Source organism: Peribacillus asahii, assembly GCF_003570725.1.
Taxonomy (GTDB): Bacteria; Bacillota; Bacilli; order Bacillales; family DSM-1321; genus Peribacillus; species Peribacillus asahii.
The window spans coordinates 276,863-298,900 of sequence record NZ_QWVS01000013.1 but is presented as its reverse complement, the minus strand read 5'-3'; the positions used below and the strand labels follow the sequence as shown (position 1 = coordinate 298,900).

Genomic DNA, 22,038 nt, shown 5'->3' with positions numbered 1-22,038 from the left:
CTAATAAGAGAATATAGTAGACAATATTTTTAACATTTTATACAATAAAATGGAAGTATATGATAAAAGTGCTATTAAATACCTGGGATTATAAGGGGAATAAATTAGCCTATTTATATACTGATATAGAAGCTGTGCGGCAAAGATTTTTTGGAGAATATTTTCTCGAAATAAGGGGGATGGGAACATGAATATCCATGAGTATCAAGGCAAAGAGATTTTAAAGCAATACGGGGTATCTGTGCCGAATGGCCGAGTTGCGTATACGGTTGAGGAAGCGGTTGATGCAGCAAAAGAACTAGGGACAGATGTCGTTGTTGTCAAGGCTCAAATCCATGCCGGGGGACGTGGAAAAGCCGGTGGCGTGAAGGTAGCAAAAGATCTTAAAGAAGTCCGTACATATGCTGAAGAGCTTCTTGGGAAAACACTTGTAACGCATCAAACTGGACCATCTGGCAAAGAAGTAAAACGATTGCTTATTGAAGAGGGGTGCGATATCCGAAAGGAATATTATATCGGTTTTGTTTTGGATCGTGACTCCGATTGTATCGTACTTATGGCCTCTGAAGAAGGGGGCACAGACATCGAGGAAGTAGCAGAAAAGAATCCAGAGAAGATTTTTAAAGAATATATCGATCCAGTTGTTGGATTAGTACCTTATCAGGCAAGAAAGATTGCTTTTCAAATAAATATACCAGATCAAGTGATTAATAAAGCTGTAACGTTCATGCTTGGATTATATAGAGTGTTTATTGAAAAAGATTGTTCAATTGTAGAAATTAATCCGTTAGTTGTAACGGGAGATAATCAGGTGTTAGCTTTAGATGCCAAGTTTAATTTTGATGATAATGCTTTATATCGTCAAAAAGAGGTTGTGGCTTATCGGGATTTAGATGAAGAAGATGCAAAAGAAATTGAAGCCTCTAAATATCAGTTAAGTTACATTTCATTAGAAGGAAATATCGGTTGTATGGTTAATGGTGCAGGACTTGCAATGGCAACGATGGACATTATTAAACATTATAATGGTGATCCGGCTAACTTCCTTGATGTAGGGGGCGGTGCGACGGAAGAAAAAGTAAAAGAAGCATTCAAAATTATTTTATCAGATAGCCAGGTTAAAGGAATTTTTGTTAATATTTTTGGAGGAATTATGAAGTGTGACATTATTGCTGCGGGAGTAGTAGCAGCCGCGAAGGAGTTAGGACTCGATGTGCCGCTTGTTGTTCGTTTAGAAGGTACAAATGTTGAATTAGGTAAACAAATTTTACGAGAATCCGGCTTGAATATTACAGCAGCAGAGTCGATGGCAGATGGTGCACAAAAAATTGTCTCATTAGTTGGTTAATGAATGGAGGAGGGAATGTTATGGCGATTTTTGTTAATAAAGATACAAAGGTTATTGTTCAAGGGATTACAGGTTCGACAGCCGCATTTCATACGAGTCAAATGCTTGATTATGGTACAAAAATTGTAGCGGGAGTAACACCGGGGAAAGGCGGCACAGAAATCGAAGGGGTTCCTGTTTATAATACAGTTGCAGAAGCTGTGCGTAAAACGAATGCAACCGCTTCTGTTATCTATGTTCCAGCTCCGTTTGCGGCAGATGCAATTCTAGAAGCGGTAGATGCTGAGCTAGACTTAGTAATTTGTATAACTGAGCATATTCCGGTGTTAGATATGGTAAAAGTAAAACGATATTTACAAGGTAAAAAGACGAGATTAATAGGGCCAAACTGTCCGGGTGTCATTACAGCGGATGAATGTAAAATTGGCATTATGCCAGGCTATATTCATACAAAAGGGCATGTAGGCGTTGTCTCTCGCTCAGGTACATTAACCTATGAAGCCGTTCATCAATTAACGAATGCAGGCATTGGACAAAGTACGGCTGTTGGGATTGGCGGTGACCCGGTCAATGGTACGGATTTCATTGATGTATTAAAGGCCTTCAATGAAGACCCAGACACACATGCTGTTATTATGATTGGTGAAATCGGTGGAACAGCTGAAGAGGAAGCGGCACGCTGGGTGAAGGCTAATATGAAGAAACCTGTTGTTGGCTTTATCGGTGGTCGTACTGCACCTCCGGGAAAACGTATGGGGCATGCAGGAGCAATTATTTCTGGTGGAAAAGGAACAGCGGATGAAAAAATTCGTGTAATGAATGAATGCGGAATTCGAGTGGCAGCCACACCGTCTGTCATTGGAGAAACTTTAATTTCCGTTTTAAAAGAGAACGATCTTTATGAAGTTAGTAAAGTGCGTTAAATAATTAGGAAAACCGCCTTTGACTTATTTAAAGTCAGAGGCGTTGTTGTATTAAGGTATAAATCGTAGGTGTACTAAAAAGTCAACTTGGCAAAGTGCTGCATGCTTTTGTTGTCGACTTTTCTTCAAAAAATCCCCCCGTAAGGAGTGTCCTCATTTGAATCCAAAAGACAAGCTTATCCATCTTCATCATTGTCGCGGCGCTGGTTGGAAAACGATTCAGGCTATTGTTCAAGTCGATCCATTACTATCTTCTCTTTTTACAAAGTCATATGCTGAATGGAAGGATATCGTGCCGCTGCCTTCAAATAAGCTGCAAATGTTCTTTCGCGATTTACATTCGCTTTCTATTATGGAGAAACTAAGGAGATACGAAGAGTGCCATATTCAGTGTTTAACAATGTTTGACGAAGAATATCCTTATTTACTTCAACAAATCTTTGACCCCCCTTGGGTGCTTTATATGAAAGGGAGAAAAGAATTATTAAAGGAACAGAACACATTAGCTATCGTCGGGACAAGAACGCCGACAACATACGGCCTAGGGGCATTAAAGGCTATTCTTCCCAAGTTAGTTGAGAAGAACTTTACTATTATTAGTGGAGTCGCCGCAGGCATTGATGCTGCTGCTCATATGGTTACCCTTAATGAAGGAGGAAAAACCATCGGTGTTTTAGGAGGCGGGCTGCTGCAGATTTATCCGAAAAGGAATGTACAATTGGCAGAGACAATGATGAAACAAGGTCTCTTATTGTCAGAAATACCTCCGATGAGACGGGCAGAACCATGGATGTTCCCCGTACGCAATCGAATTATTAGCGGTTTATCAAGAGGAGTGCTTGTTATAGAGGCGAGAAAAAGAAGTGGTACACTTATTACAGCACAGGCTGCTCTTGAGCAAGGAAGAGATGTCTATGCCTTGCCTGGGAATATTTTAAGTCCTCAGTCTATGGGTACTAATCAATTAATTCAGGATGGAGCCAAGCTTGTGCTAACCGCTTCAGATATCGAGGAAGAGTATGCGAATCTTTTTTAAATAATGTTGTTAAACAATATGGTGGTTCAGTCATCCGGCCTTTTATATAGGGGAATTTTAGGGAGAATGTGCAAAATTAATACAATTTATACAGGGAATTTTTATAAAAAGGGTTGAAATTTTTGTAAAATTGTTATAAATTTTGCAAAACCCCTTTTTGTCTAGATAGAGGTTAACAATGGAAAGAGATATTGACAAATGAATTTTGAATGATTAATAATAGTGAAGATTTATATTACCTCTTTGAGGAGGACTTGTTGAATGTCAGATTACTTAGTAATAGTAGAATCGCCGGCGAAGGCGAAGACGATAGAGCGTTATTTAGGAAAAAAATATAAAGTTAAAGCTTCAATGGGACATGTTCGCGATTTACCTAAAAGTCAAATGGGGGTAGATGTTGAGCATGACTATGAGCCTAAATATATAACAATTCGTGGTAAAGGTCCTGTATTAAAGGAATTAAAGACCGCTGCTAAAAAAGCAAAGAAAATTTACCTCGCAGCTGACCCCGATAGAGAGGGAGAGGCAATTGCTTGGCATTTAGCCCATAGTTTAAATGTAGATATTCATTCAGATTGCCGTGTGGTATTTAATGAAATTACAAAGGATGCCATTAAAGAATCGTTTAAATCACCTAGACCGATTAATATGAGTCTAGTTGATGCTCAACAAGCGAGACGCGTTCTAGATCGCTTAGTAGGCTATAACATTAGTCCTTTGCTTTGGAAAAAAGTAAAAAAAGGACTAAGTGCAGGACGCGTTCAATCTGTGGCCGTTCGAATGATTATTGATCGCGAAAAAGAAATAAAAGATTTTGTTCCGGAAGAATATTGGAGCATTAGAGCTGATTTTGTTAAAGGAAAGGAACAATTCGAAGGTGCTTTTTTCAGCTTAAATGGTGAGCGAACGGAATTAAAAAGTGAAGAAGATGTAAAAAAAGTACTAGCTAACTTAGAGGGCAGTGAGTTTAAGATTGCAGGCGTAACCAAAAAAGAACGTAAGCGTAATCCAGCCGCGCCTTTCACAACGTCTTCCTTACAGCAAGAAGCGGCGCGAAAATTAAATTTTCGTGCAAAAAAAACGATGATGCTTGCTCAACAATTATATGAAGGAATTGAGCTTGGTAAAGAAGGAACCGTCGGGTTAATTACTTATATGAGAACGGATTCTACCCGAATTTCGGACGTGGCTAAGCAAGAAGTGCATACATATATTGAAAGCACATACGGGCAAGAATATATGCAAGCAGAGCAGAGGAAAGAAAAGAAACAAACTAATGCACAAGATGCTCATGAAGCTGTGCGACCAACGAGTACATTACGTGAACCGAGTTCGGTAAAAGAATTTCTTTCTCGTGATCAATTTCGTTTATATAAATTGATTTGGGAGCGTTTTGTAGCTAGTCAGATGGCTGCCGCGGTTATGGATACGATGAGCGTTGACCTTCAAAATGGCCCCGTGTTATTCCGTGCTAATGGCTCGAAAATTAAGTTTCCTGGTTTTATGAAAGTGTACGTGGAAGGAACGGATGATTCCGTTGAGGAGAAAAATAATTTACTGCCAGATGTAGTGGAAGGTGACATCTATTTTTCGAAAGATGTAGAGCCGAAGCAGCATTTTACGCAGCCGCCTCCACGCTATACAGAGGCAAGGCTTGTCCGTACATTAGAGGAACTTGGAATAGGTCGACCATCAACGTATGCGCCAACCCTTGATACGATTCAGAAACGCGGATACGTAACGCTCGATAACAAACGTTTTGTGCCAACGGAGCTTGGAGAAATTGTGTTAGAGCTTATTCGTGAGTTTTTCCCGGATATTTTAGATGTTGAATTTACAGCTAAAATGGAGCAGCAATTTGATGGTGTCGAGGAAGGCCAGATAGAATGGATTAAAGTAATTGATGAATTTTATCAAGACTTTGCCATTGATTTAGCAAAAGCTGAAGCTGAAATGGAGAAAATCGAAATCAAAGATGAACCAGCAGGCGAAGATTGCGAAGAATGTGGTCATGAGATGGTCTTTAAAATGGGGCGTTATGGAAAGTTTATGGCCTGCAGCAATTTCCCAGACTGTCGCAATACGAAGCCAATCGTAAAGAAAATTGGTGTGAAGTGTCCGAAGTGTAAGGAAGGCGACATCATTGAACGAAAAAGTAAAAAACGTCGTCTCTTTTACGGTTGTGATACATATCCAAGCTGTGATTTTATTTCCTGGGATAAGCCATTACCAAGAAGCTGTCCAAAATGCGAAGGCATATTAGTAGAGAAGAAGCTGAAAAAAGGAATGCAAGTTCAATGTATAGAGTGTGATTACAAAGAAGAGCCACAAAGTTAAATGGTTAGAAAAGGTGAGCCCATGCTCACCTTTTCTTTGTGTAGATTGGATAGATAAAAGTAAGTGGAGGAAATGGCAATCATGTAAGTTTGCGGCTTTTTATTGTCTAAAAAAGAGAGGGATTCTTTTGGTTGGGGGCTATGTGAATGAACTTTTTATTTCTTACGATTTTTGGCTTAAATGAATCAAAAACCACCAACGTTATGTAATAGAGCATTATAAGTGATAGATCGAAAAACTTTTTTATTTAGCGAAGGTAATGTACAATGCAGTGGACAATTCCTTTTGTTTAACGATATAATGTTTAATTGCGGTCTAGGAATAAAAAAGGATGCGCGCATCTAAGCACATAGAGGTCACTATTTCCCGTAAAATAATGAATGAAAATTTGTGAGTGAATATATGAGAAGGTAGATTAAAATCATAGTTTTATTTGAACTATAAAATGAACATGACCTGTCTAAAAGAGAGGCACTCGCTGTGTTTTTTTAAGGCGAGCTGTACTAAATCATAGTGTTAATCAAACGGTTTTTTGCGTCCAATTTCCTCGTGTGTTGGGAGTTGACTAAGGCGCCTTGTGCTTTTCTTATCATATCTTTATATGGAGGTTCGTAAAATGAAAGAAGCAAAAGTTAATGTGATTGGAGCAGGTCTTGCAGGAAGTGAAGCTGCGTGGCAACTGGCTAATCGAGGAATTCAAGTTCGTTTGTATGAAATGCGTCCAGTGAAGCAAACACCAGCTCATCATACTGATAAGTTCGCAGAGCTTGTATGCTCTAACTCTTTGCGTGGCAACGCGTTAACGAATGCGGTAGGCGTTTTGAAAGAAGAAATGCGCATGCTTAATTCAGTTATTATCGCAGCAGCCGATGCGTGTGCAGTTCCTGCTGGCGGAGCTCTTGCAGTAGATCGACATGAATTTGCAGCACGTGTGACAGATTTAGTGAAGAATCATCCTAATGTAACCGTTGTAAATGAAGAGGTAACAACGATTCCAGAAGGCCCAACGGTCATTGCGACGGGACCTCTTACAAGCCAAGCATTATCGAATAGTTTGAAGGAGATTATGGAGGAAGAGTATTTATATTTTTATGATGCTGCTGCACCAATCGTTGAAAAAGATAGCATTGATATGAATAAAGTGTACTTAAAATCCCGTTATGATAAAGGAGAAGCCGCTTACTTAAACTGTCCGATGACGGAAGAGGAATTTGATCGTTTCCATGAAGCGTTAATCACAGCGGAAACTGTTCCATTGAAAGAGTTTGAGAAAGAAATCTTCTTTGAAGGATGTATGCCAATTGAAGTAATGGCGGCACGCGGGAAGAAGACTATGCTGTTTGGGCCGATGAAACCAGTTGGACTAGAAGATCCGAAAACAGGTAAAAGACCTTTCGCGGTTGTTCAATTACGCCAAGATGATGCAGCAGGTACGCTATATAACTTAGTAGGTTTTCAAACACATTTGAAATGGGGGCCACAGAAGGAAGTCCTTCGATTAATTCCAGGTCTTGAAAATGTGGAAATTGTTCGATACGGGGTTATGCATCGCAATACGTTTATTAATTCACCAAAAGTATTAAAATCAACGTATCAATTTAAAAATCGTGATGATCTTTTCTTTGCAGGTCAAATGACGGGTGTAGAAGGTTATGTGGAATCGGCTGCTTCAGGATTAGTTGCAGGAATGAATGCGGCTCGAATGATGATGGATCAAGAGCCAATTGTATTCCCACAAGAAACAGCGATTGGAAGTATGGCTCACTATATTACGTCAACAAATGCAAAAACATTCCAACCGATGAATGCTAATTTTGGATTATTCCCAGACCTTGGTGTTAGAATTAAGTCGAAGAAAGAACGATATGAAATGCATGCTAATCGCGCTTTACAAACAATTCAGAACTTTATGAAAAGTTTGTGAAATATTTGCTTGCAGTCAGTAAGTGTGATACGATTTAGTAGCCTTTGAGAGGTGTATGTATGGTGGATACGAAAAAAGCGTTACAATTGTTTATCGAATATTTACAAATTGAGAAGAACTGTTCACCTTATACAATTGATAATTACAAACGAGATCTTGGCGAATTTTTTTTGTTCTTAGAGACCCAGAACATTGAGCAATTAGCGTTGGTTGAATATTTTGATGCTCGTCTATTTTTAACAACTTTATATGAACGAGATTTATCTAAACGGACAGTTGCAAGAAAAATATCTTGCTTACGAACCTTTTATAAATTTTTAGTGCGAGAAGGGATGGTGGGGGAAAATCCATTTTCCCTCTTAGCTCTACCTAAAAAAGAACACAAGCTGCCTCGTTTTCTTTATGAGGAAGAGATTAATCAGCTGTTTTCTACTTTAAATAAAGATACACCGATGGGCTTGCGGGATGCTGCTTTATTAGAGGTTCTTTATGCAACAGGGACTCGAATTAGTGAATGCTGCAACATTCAATTACAAGATATTGACTTCTCTCTTGAAACGATTTTAGTGCATGGGAAAGGGAAGAAAGATCGATATGTGCCATTTGGTCAATGTGCTAAAGAGACTCTACAGACTTACATAAATACAGCACGTACGGAGACGATGTCTTCTTATCGAACATCTCATTCCTATTTATTTATTAATTATCGCGGAGAGCCATTAACTGTTAGAGGAGCTCATTATGTGTTAAATGAATGCATTAAAAAAGCTGCGGCAAATGGGAAGCTGCATCCTCATATGTTAAGGCATTCGTTTGCCACACATTTATTAAATAATGGAGCGGATTTAAGAACGGTTCAAGAACTTTTAGGGCATTCCAAAATTTCATCTACTCAAATTTATACGCATGTAACGAAAGAGCAGCTTAGAAAAGTATATAATTCAACACATCCAAGGGCTTAATACGCTTTTCGAAAGGGGTATTCTTATGACAACCATTTTTGCTGTTCATCATAATGGACAATGTGCGATGTCTGGCGACGGTCAAGTGACATTAGGAAACTCAGTCGTGATGAAGCATACAGCGAGAAAAGTGAGAAAGATTTTTAACGGTAATGTGCTGGCGGGATTTGCTGGATCTGTAGCGGATGCCTTTACTTTATTTGAAATGTTTGAAGCGAAGCTTGAAGAATATAATGGTAATCTTCAGCGTGCGGCTGTCGAAATGGCAAAGCAATGGCGCAGTGATAATATTTTGCGTAAGCTTGAAGCGATGTTAGTCGTAATGGATCGGAAACATTTGTTACTTGTCTCGGGTACAGGAGAAGTGATTGAACCAGATGATGGAATTTTAGCGATTGGTTCTGGCGGTAATTATGCTCTGGCTGCAGGTCGAGCTTTAAAGCGGTTTTCCGCTGAGCAGTTATCGGCGAGAGACATTGCAGAGTCTGCATTAAACATTGCAGCTGAAATCTGTGTGTTTACGAATTCAAATATTATTGTAGAAGAGCTGTAAAGGAGGAGCGCAAAAATGGCAAAAAAAGCTGCTTTAACACCGAGACAAATTGTTGAGAAATTGGATCAATATATTGTAGGTCAAAAAGAGGCAAAGCGCGCTGTAGCTGTTGCCCTTCGCAATCGTTATCGTAGAAGTCTGTTATCTGATCAGTTACGTGATGAAGTCGTTCCGAAAAATATTTTAATGATTGGACCGACTGGTGTTGGGAAAACGGAAATTGCTCGCCGAATGGCGAAGCTTGTTGGAGCTCCTTTTATTAAAATTGAGGCTACAAAATTTACGGAAGTCGGTTATGTCGGCCGTGATGTGGAGTCGATGGTTCGAGATTTAGTGGAGACATCCGTCCGTCTTGTGAAAGAAGAAAAGATGGTGAGCGTCAAAGAACGAGCGGAAGAACAAGCTAATCGCCGTTTAATTGAATTGCTTGTTCCATCAACAAAAAAGCAGAACAATTTTAAAAATCCATTAGAAGCATTGTTTGGTGGAAGCCATGTGCAAGAAGAAACGGTTGAATCTCATTCTGAGGATGTAAGCTTGCAACAAAAGCGCAAACTGATTGCGGACCGCTTAGCCAAAGGTGAACTAGAAAACGAAATTATTACGGTAGAGGTTGAAGAACAACAAGCATCGATGTTTGATTTATTACAAGGTTCGGGCATGGAACAGATGGGTATGAATATGCAAGATGTTCTAGGCGGACTAATGCCGAAGAAGAAGAAAAAGCGTAAGCTGAAGGTAAGTGAGGCGCGCGGTGTTTTAGTAAATGAAGAAGCGGCAAAGCTTATCGATATGGACGAAGTGACACAAGATGCTGTGAGACGCGCGGAGCAAACTGGAATTATTTTTATTGATGAAATTGATAAAATTGCAAGCAAACAGTCCGGTTCATCTTCAGCTGATGTTTCTCGTGAAGGGGTTCAACGGGATATTTTACCGATTGTAGAAGGATCAACTGTTGTAACGAAATATGGATCTGTTAAGACAGATCATGTGTTATTTATTGCGGCCGGGGCGTTTCATATGGCTAAACCTTCTGATTTAATTCCGGAATTACAAGGAAGATTTCCAATTCGTGTTGAGTTACAGAAACTAACGGTGGATGATTTTGTACGGATTTTACATGAGCCAGATAATGCTTTGTTAAAACAGTATATAGCATTATTGGAAACAGAAGGTATACAAATTGAATTTTCTGACGATGCTATTGGTAAGATTGCGGAAGTAGCGTTTGAAGTCAATCAAAATACGGATAATATCGGGGCGAGACGTCTTCATACAATCATGGAACGTTTATTAGAAGATTTGTCGTTTGAAGCACCGGAGATTACTCTTGAGAAGATTATGATAACACCGCAATATGTGGAAGAGAAGTTAGGCTCTATTGCGCGTAATAAAGACTTGAGTCAATTTATTTTATAGTTAATGATTTAGATGGATAGGCACTATTGGGAGGAACAATAAAGATGAACTTATTAAGTAAAACAAGAAAAATTAATGCAATGCTCCAAAAAGCAGCTGGTAAACCTGTGAATTTTAAAGAAATGGCCGACAGTTTAAGTGAAGTGATTGACGCGAATGTATTCGTTGTAAGTCGTCGAGGAAAATTACTAGGTATTTCTATTAGTCAAAAAATTGAAAATGAACGCTTAATAAAAATGTATGAAGAGAGACAATTCCCTGAACAATATACGAAGAGTTTATTTAATATACAAGAAACTTCTCCTAATTTGACTATGGATAGTGAGTATACAGTTTTCCCGATTGAAAATAAAGACCTCTTCGCTAATGGATTAACAACGATTGTGCCGATTATCGGTGGTGGTGAGCGTTTAGGTACATTAGTTCTAGCTCGTTTAGAAGAAAAATTTGAAGATGATGATTTAATTTTAGCGGAATATGGTGCAACGGTAGTAGGAATGGAAATTTTGCGTGAAAAAGCAGAAGAAATTGAAGAAGAGGCTCGCAGTAAAGCGGTCGTACAAATGGCAATCTCTTCACTATCCTATAGTGAATTAGAAGCAATTGAGCATATTTTTGAAGAATTAAAAGGGAATGAAGGGCTGTTAGTAGCATCTAAAATTGCTGACCGTGTCGGCATTACACGTTCCGTTATTGTAAATGCTCTTCGTAAGTTAGAAAGCGCTGGGGTTATTGAATCTCGCTCTTTAGGTATGAAAGGGACATATATTAAAGTATTGAATGATAAATTTTTATTTGAATTAGAGAAATTAAAAAATAGTTAATAGAAGAATAGGGTCTTGTAATGTCCTAAGTAAGGGTATTACAAGGCTCTTTTTTTGATGTTAAAAAAACAATTTAGTGGGGATTTTCTCCGAAAGCGGGTGGCGGTCCAGTTTTGACAGCATATGGCCTCGAGAGGCTAAGCTGGTTATAGAGGTACAGTAGATTATTTATTCCCTGTCTATATTTCTTATTTCCTCATAAGTTTGAGATCGGCGTCTTGATTTTTCTGTTAAGTGTTAGGTAAAAAGTTATAATGGAGAACAGTTTGTTACATTAGTGTGACGTTTTTGTGGGAAATAGGGGGAAAAGTTACGTAAGTGTGATTTTTATCATTTTAATTATATTATTATAACTACTACAATAGTAGAAATGCTTTATATAATGTGCGGGATATGTAAGATTGAAGAAGACGGTCGATAGTCGTGGTAAATGTAGATATTTGTCAATTTTTATCGAAAATAGGTGGATATTTCTAGTTGGTATAGGTATTAATGTTTAAAAGTATGAAAAATCTTAATAATTTTTGAATCCAATATACGGTATAATTGTTAATAGCTATAGATTCTTAACCATTATTTTTAAAAGAAGTTATTTTGAAATGAGTTAAAAGGGAAGAAGCAATTATTTCCACTAAGAAAATAGTTCTAAAGTAACAGGCGCATAGAGTGATTTTCTTCTATTATTAGAGATGTGCTTTCAGAATAACTGGATTATTTGTCGAAATATGTAACAAAAAATCATTTTTTGGGATTTGAGGAGCAGGGTCTCGACAAAATAGTGCTTTAGTTCCGTGAAAATTCGATGATTTATTTGCGGATTAGTCTTACAATAATTACTGAGAAGATGGTCGATATAATACAAAAGTAAAATATAATTGCCATAAGAAAGAGGTGGAGAATAATATGGAATTATTTTCAAATACCTTTAGGGATCTTGAAAATGCTTTAGACTATTCAAGTATGAGGCAGAAAGTTATTTCGCAAAACATTGCTAATGTAGATACACCTAACTATAAGGCGAAGAATGTGACGACCAGTTCTTTTAAAGAAGCGTTGCAGGCCTCTATGGACAGCTACCGTACGGATCAAAGGCATCTTAAGTTTAGTACAAAAATCAATGGCTCAGCGATTGTGACACAGCAAAATGTAACGTATAACAATAATGGTAACAGTGTTGATATTGATAAAGAAATGACTGCTTTAGCGACAAATCAAATTTATTATAATGCAGTAACAGAGCGACTAAGCGGAAAATTTAGTTCATTACAAAATGTAATCAGGGGTGGTAAATAATGAGTATGTTTCACAGCATAAACACAACAGCCTCTGCTCTTACTAGTCAGCGCTTGAGAATGGATGTCATTTCTTCTAATATGGCGAATGCTGAAACGACTAGATCACAGTATGTTGATGGTGAATGGAAACCATATAGTAGAAAAGCGGTAGTTCTTCAAAGTACAGAGAATGAAAGCTTCTCAAACTTTTTACATACAGCCATGGGACAATCGAAGGGTGTGGGAGCTGGTGTGCAGGTGACTAAAATTGTCGAAGATGAGGCAACGCCTTTTAAGCTTGTATATAACCCAGAACACCCGGATGCAAATGCAGAAGGATATGTGGAAATGCCAAACGTAGATCCTCTTAGGGAAATGGTAGATTTAATGAGTGCTACACGCTCGTATGAAGCGAATGTAACAGTGTTGAACGCCTCAAAAGGGATGATGATGAAAGCACTAGAAATAGGGAAATAAATAGAATAGGGGGATGACACAATGGCAGGACTTACTCTTTCTGCTGCCAATAACGTGGCCAATTTGCAAGAAGTGACTAATATAAAGAAAACAACACCATTTGAAGCGCAGCAATCTTTTGGAGCAGCGTTGAAGGAATCAATTAATCAAGTGAATGAAGCACAACTTTATTCTGATTCGTTAACGAATAAAATGGCGAATGGAGAAAACGTAGACTTACATAGCGTAATGATTGCATCACAAAAAGCAAGCATTTCATTATCAGCAACATTAGAGATTCGTAATAAAGTTGTTGAAGCGTATCAGGAAATTATGAGAATGAATATTTAACGTTCATTTTAAAACCTCATTTTAAAATATAGTGCTAGGAGGAATGAAAATGTAAACCTCCTTTCATACATTTAATTAGACTAACCGGGGGATTAAAATGAATGATTCATTAGTGAGAATAAAAGAGAAAATAACGGGATACTGGAGTACTCGTACAAAAAAACAAAAAATTATTGGTATTAGTGCAGCAGTTTTACTAGTTATCCTCATCGTTGTTGCTTCGATTTTAGCTACACGCACTACTCTTGTTCCTTTATATTCTAATTTGACTCCTTCAGAGACGGGTTCAATTAAAGAGAACTTAGATAGCAAAGGTATTGAAAATGCAATTTCGAACGATGGAACAACGATTAGTGTTCCAGAAGAAAGTGTAGATACCTTAAAAGTAGAATTAGCTGCTGAAGGTATTCCAAGTTCAGGAAATATTGATTATTCTTTTTTTGGTGAAAATGCTGGAATTGGAATGACAGAAAATGAGTTTAATGTTGTAAAGCTAGATGCAATGCAATCAGAAATTGCTGGTCTTATTAAGAAAATCGATGGTGTTCAAGATGCTAGTGTAATGATTACATTGCCGGAACAAGGTGTTTTTGTTAGTGATACGAATGAAGAGGCATCTGCATCCGTTGTGTTAACAACAAAGCCAGGTTATAAATTTGAAGAAAATCAAATTAATGCTCTCTATCATTTAGTGTCAAAAAGTGTTCCAAACCTTCCTACTAATAATATCGTCATTATGAACCAAAACTTTGAGTATTTTGACTTAGAAGATGAAAATAATTCTGTAGGAACTAAATTTGCTTCACAACAAGAAATCAAAAAAGAAATTGAACGAGATGTTCAGAGACAAGTGCAAAATATGCTTGGAACATTAATGGGAAGAGATAAAGTAGTTGTATCAGTTTCTACGGATATTGATTTTACTCAAGAAAATCGTGAAGAAAATTTAGTTGCTCCTGTTGATGAGGAAAATATGGAAGGGATTGCAATCTCTGCCCAGAGAATTAATGAAACCTATACAGGTGATGGTGCGGCAGCAGCAGGTGGAATTCCGCAAGGTGAGGATACAGCGGATTCATTAGGCGCATATGTGCAAGGTGGAACAAATGGCAATGGGGATTATGAGAAAGTAGAGGAAACAATTAATAATGAAGTAAACCGGATTAAAAAGGAAATAGTAGAAAGCCCGTATAAAGTACAGGACCTAGGCGTTCAAGTGATGGTAGAGCCGCCTACACCGGATGATCCCACCTCTCTTTCACAAGATAGCATCGATGATATTACAAAAATTCTTGGAACGATTATTCGTACAACGGTAGCTAAAGGTGAGAATGGAGAAGCGTTAACAGATGCGGAAATTGAAGAGAAAATTGCTATTTCTGTTCAACCGTTTAATGGAAAAGTGGACGTAACGAATGCTCAAGAAAGTTCAACGTTACCATTATGGGCTTATGTTGTTGGCGCAGTATTATTGCTTGCTATTATCGTTCTGCTTGTTTTATATATTCGTTCAAGAAAACAACAGGCAGCAGAGGAAGACGAAGAAGAAGAATTGTTGGAAGAAGCAGTTTATGAAATACCAGATTTACCTGAAGAACAAGATTCCGAAGCTTCTATCAAACGCAAGCAGCTGGAGAAAATGGCAAAAGAAAAACCAGAAGATTTTGCAAAATTATTAAGAAGCTGGATAGAAGAAGACTAGGAGGCGATGCAGGTGACAGGGAAAAAGAAAAAAGGTGAATTAACAGGGAAACAAAAAGCAGCCATCCTCCTGATTTCCTTAGGTCCGGATGTTTCTGCATCGGTCTATAAACATCTTTCTGAAGAGGAAATTGAAAGGTTGACTCTTGAAATCTCTAGTGTAAGAAAAGTAGATTCAAAGGAAAAAGAAGAAGTATTAGAAGAGTTTCATAATATTGCGCTGGCGCAAGATTATATTTCTCAAGGCGGAATTGGTTATGCGAAACAAGTGCTTGAGAAAGCGTTAGGGGAAGAGCAAGCAGCAGCAATTATTAATCGTCTTACTTCTTCACTGCAGGTACGTCCGTTTGATTTTGCTCGAAAAGCTGAACCAGGGCAAATTTTAAACTTTATTCAAAACGAGCATCCACAAACAATTGCTTTGATTTTATCGTATTTGGAAGCGACACAAGCGGGGCAAATCTTATCGGAGCTGCCACAAGAGATGCAAGCAGATGTTGCTAGACGAATCGCTTTAATGGATAGTACATCACCAGAGATTATTAATGAAGTAGAACAAATTCTGGAGAGAAAACTATCAGCTACTGTGACGCAAGATTATACGCAAACAGGTGGTGTTGAAGCGGTTGTAGATGTCTTAAACGGTGTGGATCGCGCTACGGAACGAACGATTCTCGATGCACTTGAAATTCAAGATCCTGAATTGGCTGAGGAAATTAAAAAACGCATGTTTGTTTTCGAAGATATTGTTACGTTGGATGGAAGAGCGATTCAACGTGTTATTCGTGAATCAGATAATGAAGATTTAAAGCTTGCTCTTAAAGTGGCAAGTGAAGAAGTAAAAGAAATTGTATTCCGCAATATGTCTAAACGAATGGTGGAAACGTTCCAGGAAGAAATGGAATATATGGGACCTGTAAGATTACGTGATGTCGAAGAAGCACAATCCCGTATTGTTGCTGTTATCCGCCGCCTGGAAGAAGCAGGTGAGGTCGTCATCGCTCGTGGCGGAGGAGATGATATTATTGTCTAGGATTATTAAATCATTTCAAGCGAAAGAACAAGTTGGAAAAACGATTAACATCCGCCCGTTTCCCGTCATTCATTCAGAACATGAAGAACAGGCGGCAGTAATCGATGAGACAACGCTACATGAATTGTTAGAACAAGCTGAGAGACAGGCTGAATGGCTAGTTCAACAAGCAAACGAACAAGCAGCCATGATTAAAAACGAGATAGAACAGGCAAGGGTTTATTGGGAACAAGAAGAAAGACCAATGTACATGGAGCAAGCCCAAAAAGAGGGCTATCAGCAAGGAATAGAGGACGGGGTACAAAAAGGATATAGGGAGACAGCTGAAGCGATTGCTTATGCCAAGGAAATTGTGGAACTGTCTAAACAAGAATACAGCAAACAAATTGAAGCAGCGGAGCCTGTTATTTTAGAACTTGCGATGAAAGTGGCTGGTAAAATTATTGGATATGAATTAAAGGAGAATGAAGAGGGCTTTTTCTCGATGGTGAAACGGGCAATTAAAGAGGCGAGGGAGAATCGCGAAGTACAACTTCATATACATCCAAGTCAGTATCCGTTCATTCTTTCTCATAAAGAGGAGCTTGAAGCAATCTTTCCGAAGAACACGGATTTATACGTCTATCCTAATGATGAATTGGCAGAAAGCAGCTGTATCATTGAATCTGAAAGCGGGAGAATCGATGCAAGTGTCGATAGTCAACTTCGAGAAATGAAAGATAAACTGACGGAATTATTAGAAGGGGAATCATGATGAAAGCGATTGACCTGATACCGCTAATTGATGAACTTGGTACGTTTAAGCACTATGGCCGTGTAAAACGGGTTGTAGGGTTAATGATTGAATCTCAAGGTCCTGAAAGTGCGATTGGAGATATTTGCTACATTCATACCGGTGTTCGTCAACATAAAAAAAGAATTTTAGCAGAAGTTGTCGGTTTTCGTGATGAAATGGTCATTCTTATGCCATTTACAGCCGTCAATGATATTTCTCCAGGAGCAATTGTAGAAGGATGCGGTCGTACATTAGAAATTAAAGTGGGAAGCGGTCTAATCGGGAAAGTTGTGGATCCGCTTGGACAGCCGATTGATAGCTCGATTCTTCCGAAAGGATTGGCTTCTGTAGCGATTGATCAAGATCCACCTAACCCGATGACGCGTCCACCTATTTCTGAGCCAATCGATGTAGGGGTTCGTATGATTGATAGTTTGCTAACAGTTGGGAAAGGACAGCGTGTAGGAATCTTTGCAGGGAGCGGTGTTGGGAAAAGTACGCTTCTTGGGATGGTAGCGAGAAACACCACCGCAGATTTAAATGTTATTGCGTTAATTGGAGAGCGTGGTCGAGAGGTGCGTGAGTTTATCGAAAAAGACTTAGGTCCAGAAGGCTTAGCACGGTCTATCATTGTTGTAGCAACAAGTGATCAACCAGCATTAATGCGTATTAAAGGGGCGCTTGCTGCAACAGCGATTGCTGAGTATTTCCGTGATAAGGGCTTGAATGTCATGTTAATGATGGACTCTGTTACTCGGGTGGCGATGGCTCAGCGTGAGATTGGCTTAGCTGTGGGCGAACCGCCGACAACAAAGGGATATACGCCATCTGTCTTTGCGATATTGCCGCGTCTTTTAGAAAGAACGGGTACGAATCAACTTGGAACGATTACTGCTTTTTATACAGTGCTTGTTGATGGGGATGACATGAATGAGCCGATTGCGGATGCTGTGCGTGGAATACTTGATGGGCACTTTGTATTGGACAGGCAGCTAGCAAACAAAGGTCAGTTTCCAGCGCTTAACGCATTGAAGAGTGTGAGTCGCGTTATGAATAATATCGTTGGTACTGAACATAAGAAGGCAGCTGAGCAATTACGAGCGAATTTAGCAACGTATTTAGAATCAGAAGATTTAATTAATATTGGAGCTTATAAACGAGGTTCTTCGAAGACAATTGATGAGTCAATTAAACGCTATCCTGCTATTTTATCTTTTTTAAAGCAAGGGACGCATGAAAAAGCGACAAAGGAAGAAAGTATTGACAACCTTATACAGTTGATGGGAAAAGGTGAATGAAAATGATCTACCAATATAAATTTGAAAAGATATTAACCATCAAGGAAAAGGAAAAAAGCGATGCACGTACGGCATATAATGAAGCGCTGAAAAATTTTGAACAGGTAGCTGAGAAGCTTTACAAATTGTTGAAGAAAAAAGAAGAACTGCTTGATTATCAGCAAGTAAAGTTGACTTCAGGCCTTTCTGTCCAAGAAATTCGTCACAACCAGCTTTTTATGGGGAATTTAGAGAGGTTGATTGAGCAATGTCAAAAAGATGTTATTGAAGCACGCTACAGGATGAATCTTCAACAGGAAAGATTGAAGGAAAAAAACATCGAAGTAAAAAAATATGAAAAAATAAAAGAAAAAGACTTTCAAAAATTCCTAGAAGTTGTAAAGGAAGCTGAAAATAAACAGATGGATGAGATTTCTATCCAGCAGTTTTTAAGCAAGGGATAGGGGGGGGGCTAAAGTGGCTCGAAAAGCTAAACAAAACATTGAAGACGTTGCACTAGAAGAACAGAAATCGGGAAAAATTCAATGGTTTCTATTTGCTATCGTCATTCCTGTCATCTTTTCCATTTTGGTTACAATCATTGTCATGACTTACTATGGTGTAAATGTATTTGAAAAAACGAAGGAGATTTCAGATAAGATTTCCATGCCAGTTTTTCAAACGGATGAAAAACAAAAAGAAAAAACAACTACAGACTATAATCAAAAAATTGTTGACCTTCAAGCAGAGATTAAAGACAAAGAGGCAGAAATTCAGTCTCTAGAGAGCATCATTGATAGTCGCGATAAAAATCTTCAAAAGATAGAGGCCGAAAAAGAACAACTTCAAAAAGAAATCAATGAATTCAAACAAACTCAAACGACAAGCGATGTAGAAACTAAGGAAATTGTAAAAACATATGAAACGATGTCAGCTAAAAAAGCAGCGCCGATTATTACACAAATGAGTGACGATGATGCTATCCAGATTCTCGCTAATTTGAAACCAGCAACTCTAGCCAAAGTATTAGAACAAATGGATCCTGAAGATGCTGCCCGCCTAACAAAAAAATTACAATCACAGTCTTGATCAAAGGGGGTGAAACAGGATATGAACTCAGCTATGTTCGCGATGCTGCCAATTGTCAGTCCTTCCACTTCAACACTAGTAGCTTCTCAAGCGTCTACATCTAGTGAAGCAGGAAAGTTTGGTGCTGTTTTAGATAGTGCAATGTTGACTGAAATGGTAGAGAAGGAACCTCAGTTTGAACAACAACAAGTATTTTCAGAAGATCAAATATCTGTTATCGAAGACGTAGTTCAGTTTTTAGAGATTGGTAGTTTAGCGGAAGTAGAGGGCGGCGGTATAGTAGCAGAAGAACTGTTATTGAATGAAAGTTTCACTGAACAGAATGCATTATTGCAATTGTTGTTAAAGTTAAATGGTGAAGATGAAACGGCGGTAGCAGAATTTTTTACGAGTATTGTACAAGTTAGTGTGCCGCCAAAAGAAGAGGAAAACGGCGGATTACTATTCACTGGTATTTCTACGGAATTACAATCACTAGAAAGGCAAAGCGATTCAGTAGAAAATCAAGGTATCTATCAACTGTTTTCAAACAATTCGATTGAACGTTTGAAAGAAGTCGAGAGTAGCCAATTAGAGCTAGAAGACTTTGGAGAGGTATTGACTGACATTTCACTTGATCTATATACGGCATTAAAACAATTGGAAGCTTTGGATATGAAAGAGTGGTCGAAGCTTGATTTAACAGGGACAGTGAATGTGTTATACATAGCCAAACTTCAAGAATTACTAACCGGCAAGCAAGATGCAACAGAAGATCAAGTTGGGATGCATAAAGAAATCAAAAGTCTGTTAGAATCTATTGCTGAGAAACTGCGAAAAGGGTTAAATAAGGAGTCACGAAGAGCAGTGACAGAAATCGCCCTTGTAAACGATAGACCGTTATTCACTAGCATTTCCACTGAATGGTCTAAGAGTTCACAAGAAGTACTGAATAATAGTCAAGTGGCGCCTCAAGAAAGTACTCCAATGTTTCTGAATAGTGCTGTGGACTTTTCGAAAGAAGTTCCGAGCAACCAAATAGAGCTTAAAACGATTACAGAGATGCTTCGCAATCTATCACCCGATCTATATGAGGCACTAAAACAATTGGAAGCTTTAGATGTGAAAGAGTGGAAAAGGCTTGATTTAACAGATATAGCGAATGTGTTAAAGCTTGCTAAACTTCAAGAGGTACTCCCTGTACAGCAAGGTGAAACAGAAGATGAAGCTATGCTGCAAAGTGAGATTAGTAACCTGCTGGAATCGATTGCCGAAAAACTGCAAAAAGGGGTAAATACAGATTCACAAAAGGCGGCAGTGGAAACCGCTTCTGCATCCTTATTAGAAAACGGTGGACCGTTATTTAGAAGTATTTCTAACAATTCACAAGAAGTATTTAATGGTCAAGTGGTAGTTCAGAAAAGGACTCAAACGTTTCCGCGCAGTGCTGTGGACTTTTCAAAAGAAGTTCAGAGCAGCGAAGCAAAGATTGAAGTGGTGAAAGAGGTACTGGATAACATATCGCCTAAGCTATATATGACATTAAAACAATTGGAAGCTTTTGATGTGAAAAAGCAGTTGGGATTAGATTTAACGGATACGGCGAATGAGTTGCAACTGGTCAAACTGCAAGAGTTACTAACCGCGCATCAAGGTATAAAAGAAGATGCAAATGAAGCTATGTTGCAAAAAGGAGTAAATACAGATTTACGGAAAGCGGCGACCGAAACCTCCTTTGCGCCCTTATTAGAAAACGATAGACCATTGTTTACACGTATTTCTACTGAATCGTATAACAACAATTCACAAGAAGTGTTTAATGATCAAATAGCACCTCACGAAAGGAATCAAACGCTTTTGAATAGTGCTGTCGACTTTTCGAAAGAAATTCTGAGTAACGAAGCAGAGCTTGAAGCTGTGAAAGAGTGGTCGAAGCTGGATTTAACGAGTACAGCGAATGAGCTGCAACTGGCTAAACTGCAAGAGTTACTAACCGCGAGGCAAGGTGTAACAGAAGATGAAACTATACTGCAAAAGGAAATCAAAAACCTGCTAGAGTTCATTACTGGAAAACCGCAAAAAGGATTGAATAATAAGGATGCACTAAAAGTAGTGACAGAAACATTAGTTGCTGCTTTATTAGAAAATGATAGAAATAAGTCTTTAGAGGTTATAAAACAGGCTTATGCCCGATTCGTGATTTCTAATAGTGATAGCTCCGAAGAAACGAGTAGCGATGTAACGTTAAAAACAGCAGAGCTAAACATACAAAGCTCTTCGTTACCATTTCAAATGACGAAACTTGAACAATTTGTGTTAAATATGGGTAAAAATGATCAAACTGTCGATGCTGAGCAATTTGTTAAATCGTTTGAAACTATTTTAAGTAAAGCGAATTTCTCAAAAGCAAATGGCATTCAAAAATTGTTCATTCGCTTAAACCCAGAGCATTTAGGTTCACTTCGAATTGAGTTGATTCAAAAAGAAGGTGCGATGGTAGCTAAAATTTTAGCAACGACTGCGCAAGCAAAAGAACTGCTTGAACATCAGTTGCAAAGTTTAAAGCAGGCTTTTACTAACCAAAACATTCAAGTAGAGAAAATTGAAATTTCTCAGCAAATTAGCACGTTTAACTCTGAGCGCTTTGCACAGCGAGATAACGAAGCGAATGAACAACGACAGCAACAAGCGCAGCAAAATGAAAGCGAAGCTGATTCAGAAACGGATTTTACTGAGAGTTTTGCAGAAGCTTTATTAAATATAGAAGTATAGGT

General features: G+C 38.4%; 19 protein-coding genes. All 19 read left to right on the top strand.

The features are described 5' to 3' along the window. Window positions 1–187: 187 nt before the first annotated feature. The 19 genes from sucC to D1953_RS07600 all read left to right on the top strand — a co-directional run bounded on the left by sucC (window position 188) and on the right by D1953_RS07600 (window position 22,036). Entirely contained in the window at window positions 188–1,348 is a 1,161-nt protein-coding gene (gene sucC / locus D1953_RS07690) for an ADP-forming succinate--CoA ligase subunit beta (protein WP_119116577.1), read from the top strand. Window positions 1,349–1,368: 20 nt separating this feature from the next. Further along, window positions 1,369–2,271, top strand: coding sequence for a succinate--CoA ligase subunit alpha (gene sucD, locus D1953_RS07685; RefSeq protein ID WP_119116576.1), 903 nt, complete (start codon window positions 1,369–1,371; stop codon window positions 2,269–2,271). 157 nt (window positions 2,272–2,428) lie between these two features. Continuing rightward, window positions 2,429–3,307 (top strand): DNA-processing protein DprA, encoded by an 879-nt coding sequence (gene dprA / locus D1953_RS07680; protein ID WP_119116575.1) that lies wholly within the window; start codon window positions 2,429–2,431, stop codon window positions 3,305–3,307. A 261-nt stretch (window positions 3,308–3,568) separates the two neighbouring features. Beyond that, window positions 3,569–5,644, top strand: a complete 2,076-nt coding sequence (gene topA / locus D1953_RS07675) for a type I DNA topoisomerase (RefSeq protein ID WP_119116574.1) — start codon at window positions 3,569–3,571, stop codon at window positions 5,642–5,644. A gap of 616 nt (window positions 5,645–6,260) precedes the next feature. Then, window positions 6,261–7,568 carry an FADH(2)-oxidizing methylenetetrahydrofolate--tRNA-(uracil(54)-C(5))-methyltransferase TrmFO gene (trmFO, locus tag D1953_RS07670; protein ID WP_119116573.1) on the top strand — a complete coding sequence of 436 codons (1,308 nt, stop codon included), beginning with the start codon at window positions 6,261–6,263 and terminating at the stop codon, window positions 7,566–7,568. 59 nt (window positions 7,569–7,627) lie between these two features. Further along, complete coding sequence (gene xerC, locus D1953_RS07665) at window positions 7,628–8,530, top strand: tyrosine recombinase XerC (RefSeq protein ID WP_119116572.1); 903 nt, start codon at window positions 7,628–7,630, stop codon at window positions 8,528–8,530. 25 nt (window positions 8,531–8,555) lie between these two features. After that, the gene (gene hslV / locus D1953_RS07660; RefSeq protein ID WP_119116571.1) at window positions 8,556–9,083 is read left to right on the top strand and encodes an HslVU peptidase proteolytic subunit; all 528 of its coding nucleotides are present in this window, start codon (window positions 8,556–8,558) and stop codon (window positions 9,081–9,083) included. Between the two features lie 15 nt (window positions 9,084–9,098). Beyond that, complete coding sequence (gene hslU, locus D1953_RS07655; RefSeq protein ID WP_119116570.1) at window positions 9,099–10,505, top strand: ATP-dependent protease ATPase subunit HslU; 1,407 nt, start codon at window positions 9,099–9,101, stop codon at window positions 10,503–10,505. A gap of 44 nt (window positions 10,506–10,549) precedes the next feature. Continuing rightward, the gene (gene codY, locus D1953_RS07650; RefSeq protein WP_119116569.1) at window positions 10,550–11,329 is read left to right on the top strand and encodes a GTP-sensing pleiotropic transcriptional regulator CodY; all 780 of its coding nucleotides are present in this window, start codon (window positions 10,550–10,552) and stop codon (window positions 11,327–11,329) included. 903 nt (window positions 11,330–12,232) lie between these two features. Continuing rightward, entirely contained in the window at window positions 12,233–12,622 is a 390-nt protein-coding gene (gene flgB / locus D1953_RS07645; RefSeq protein WP_119116568.1) for a flagellar basal body rod protein FlgB, read from the top strand. After that, complete coding sequence (gene flgC, locus D1953_RS07640; RefSeq protein WP_119116567.1) at window positions 12,622–13,080, top strand: flagellar basal body rod protein FlgC; 459 nt, start codon at window positions 12,622–12,624, stop codon at window positions 13,078–13,080. Before flgB ends, flgC begins: the two co-directional genes overlap by 1 nt. Before the next feature lie 21 nt (window positions 13,081–13,101). Next, window positions 13,102–13,410 carry a flagellar hook-basal body complex protein FliE gene (gene fliE, locus D1953_RS07635; protein WP_119116566.1) on the top strand — a complete coding sequence of 103 codons (309 nt, stop codon included), beginning with the start codon at window positions 13,102–13,104 and terminating at the stop codon, window positions 13,408–13,410. 97 nt (window positions 13,411–13,507) lie between these two features. Continuing rightward, a complete protein-coding gene (fliF, locus tag D1953_RS07630; protein WP_119116565.1) occupies window positions 13,508–15,112 on the top strand; it encodes a flagellar basal-body MS-ring/collar protein FliF in 1,605 nt (534 codons plus the stop codon). Window positions 15,113–15,124: 12 nt separating this feature from the next. Continuing rightward, window positions 15,125–16,144: a flagellar motor switch protein FliG gene (gene fliG, locus D1953_RS07625; protein ID WP_245979975.1), complete on the top strand. Its 1,020-nt coding sequence runs from the start codon at window positions 15,125–15,127 to the stop codon at window positions 16,142–16,144. Continuing rightward, complete coding sequence (fliH, locus tag D1953_RS07620) at window positions 16,137–16,898, top strand: flagellar assembly protein FliH (RefSeq protein ID WP_182480542.1); 762 nt, start codon at window positions 16,137–16,139, stop codon at window positions 16,896–16,898. Before fliG ends, fliH begins: the two co-directional genes overlap by 8 nt. Continuing rightward, window positions 16,898–18,217 (top strand): flagellar protein export ATPase FliI, encoded by a 1,320-nt coding sequence (gene fliI / locus D1953_RS07615; protein ID WP_119116562.1) that lies wholly within the window; start codon window positions 16,898–16,900, stop codon window positions 18,215–18,217. Before fliH ends, fliI begins: the two co-directional genes overlap by 1 nt. 2 nt (window positions 18,218–18,219) lie before the next feature. Continuing rightward, window positions 18,220–18,660, top strand: coding sequence for a flagellar export protein FliJ (gene fliJ / locus D1953_RS07610; protein WP_119116561.1), 441 nt, complete (start codon window positions 18,220–18,222; stop codon window positions 18,658–18,660). Between the two features lie 13 nt (window positions 18,661–18,673). Further along, complete coding sequence (locus D1953_RS07605; RefSeq protein WP_119116560.1) at window positions 18,674–19,285, top strand: MotE family protein; 612 nt, start codon at window positions 18,674–18,676, stop codon at window positions 19,283–19,285. Window positions 19,286–19,306: 21 nt separating this feature from the next. Next, window positions 19,307–22,036 carry a flagellar hook-length control protein FliK gene (locus D1953_RS07600; RefSeq protein ID WP_119116559.1) on the top strand — a complete coding sequence of 910 codons (2,730 nt, stop codon included), beginning with the start codon at window positions 19,307–19,309 and terminating at the stop codon, window positions 22,034–22,036. The last annotated feature ends 2 nt before the right edge of the window (window positions 22,037–22,038 follow it).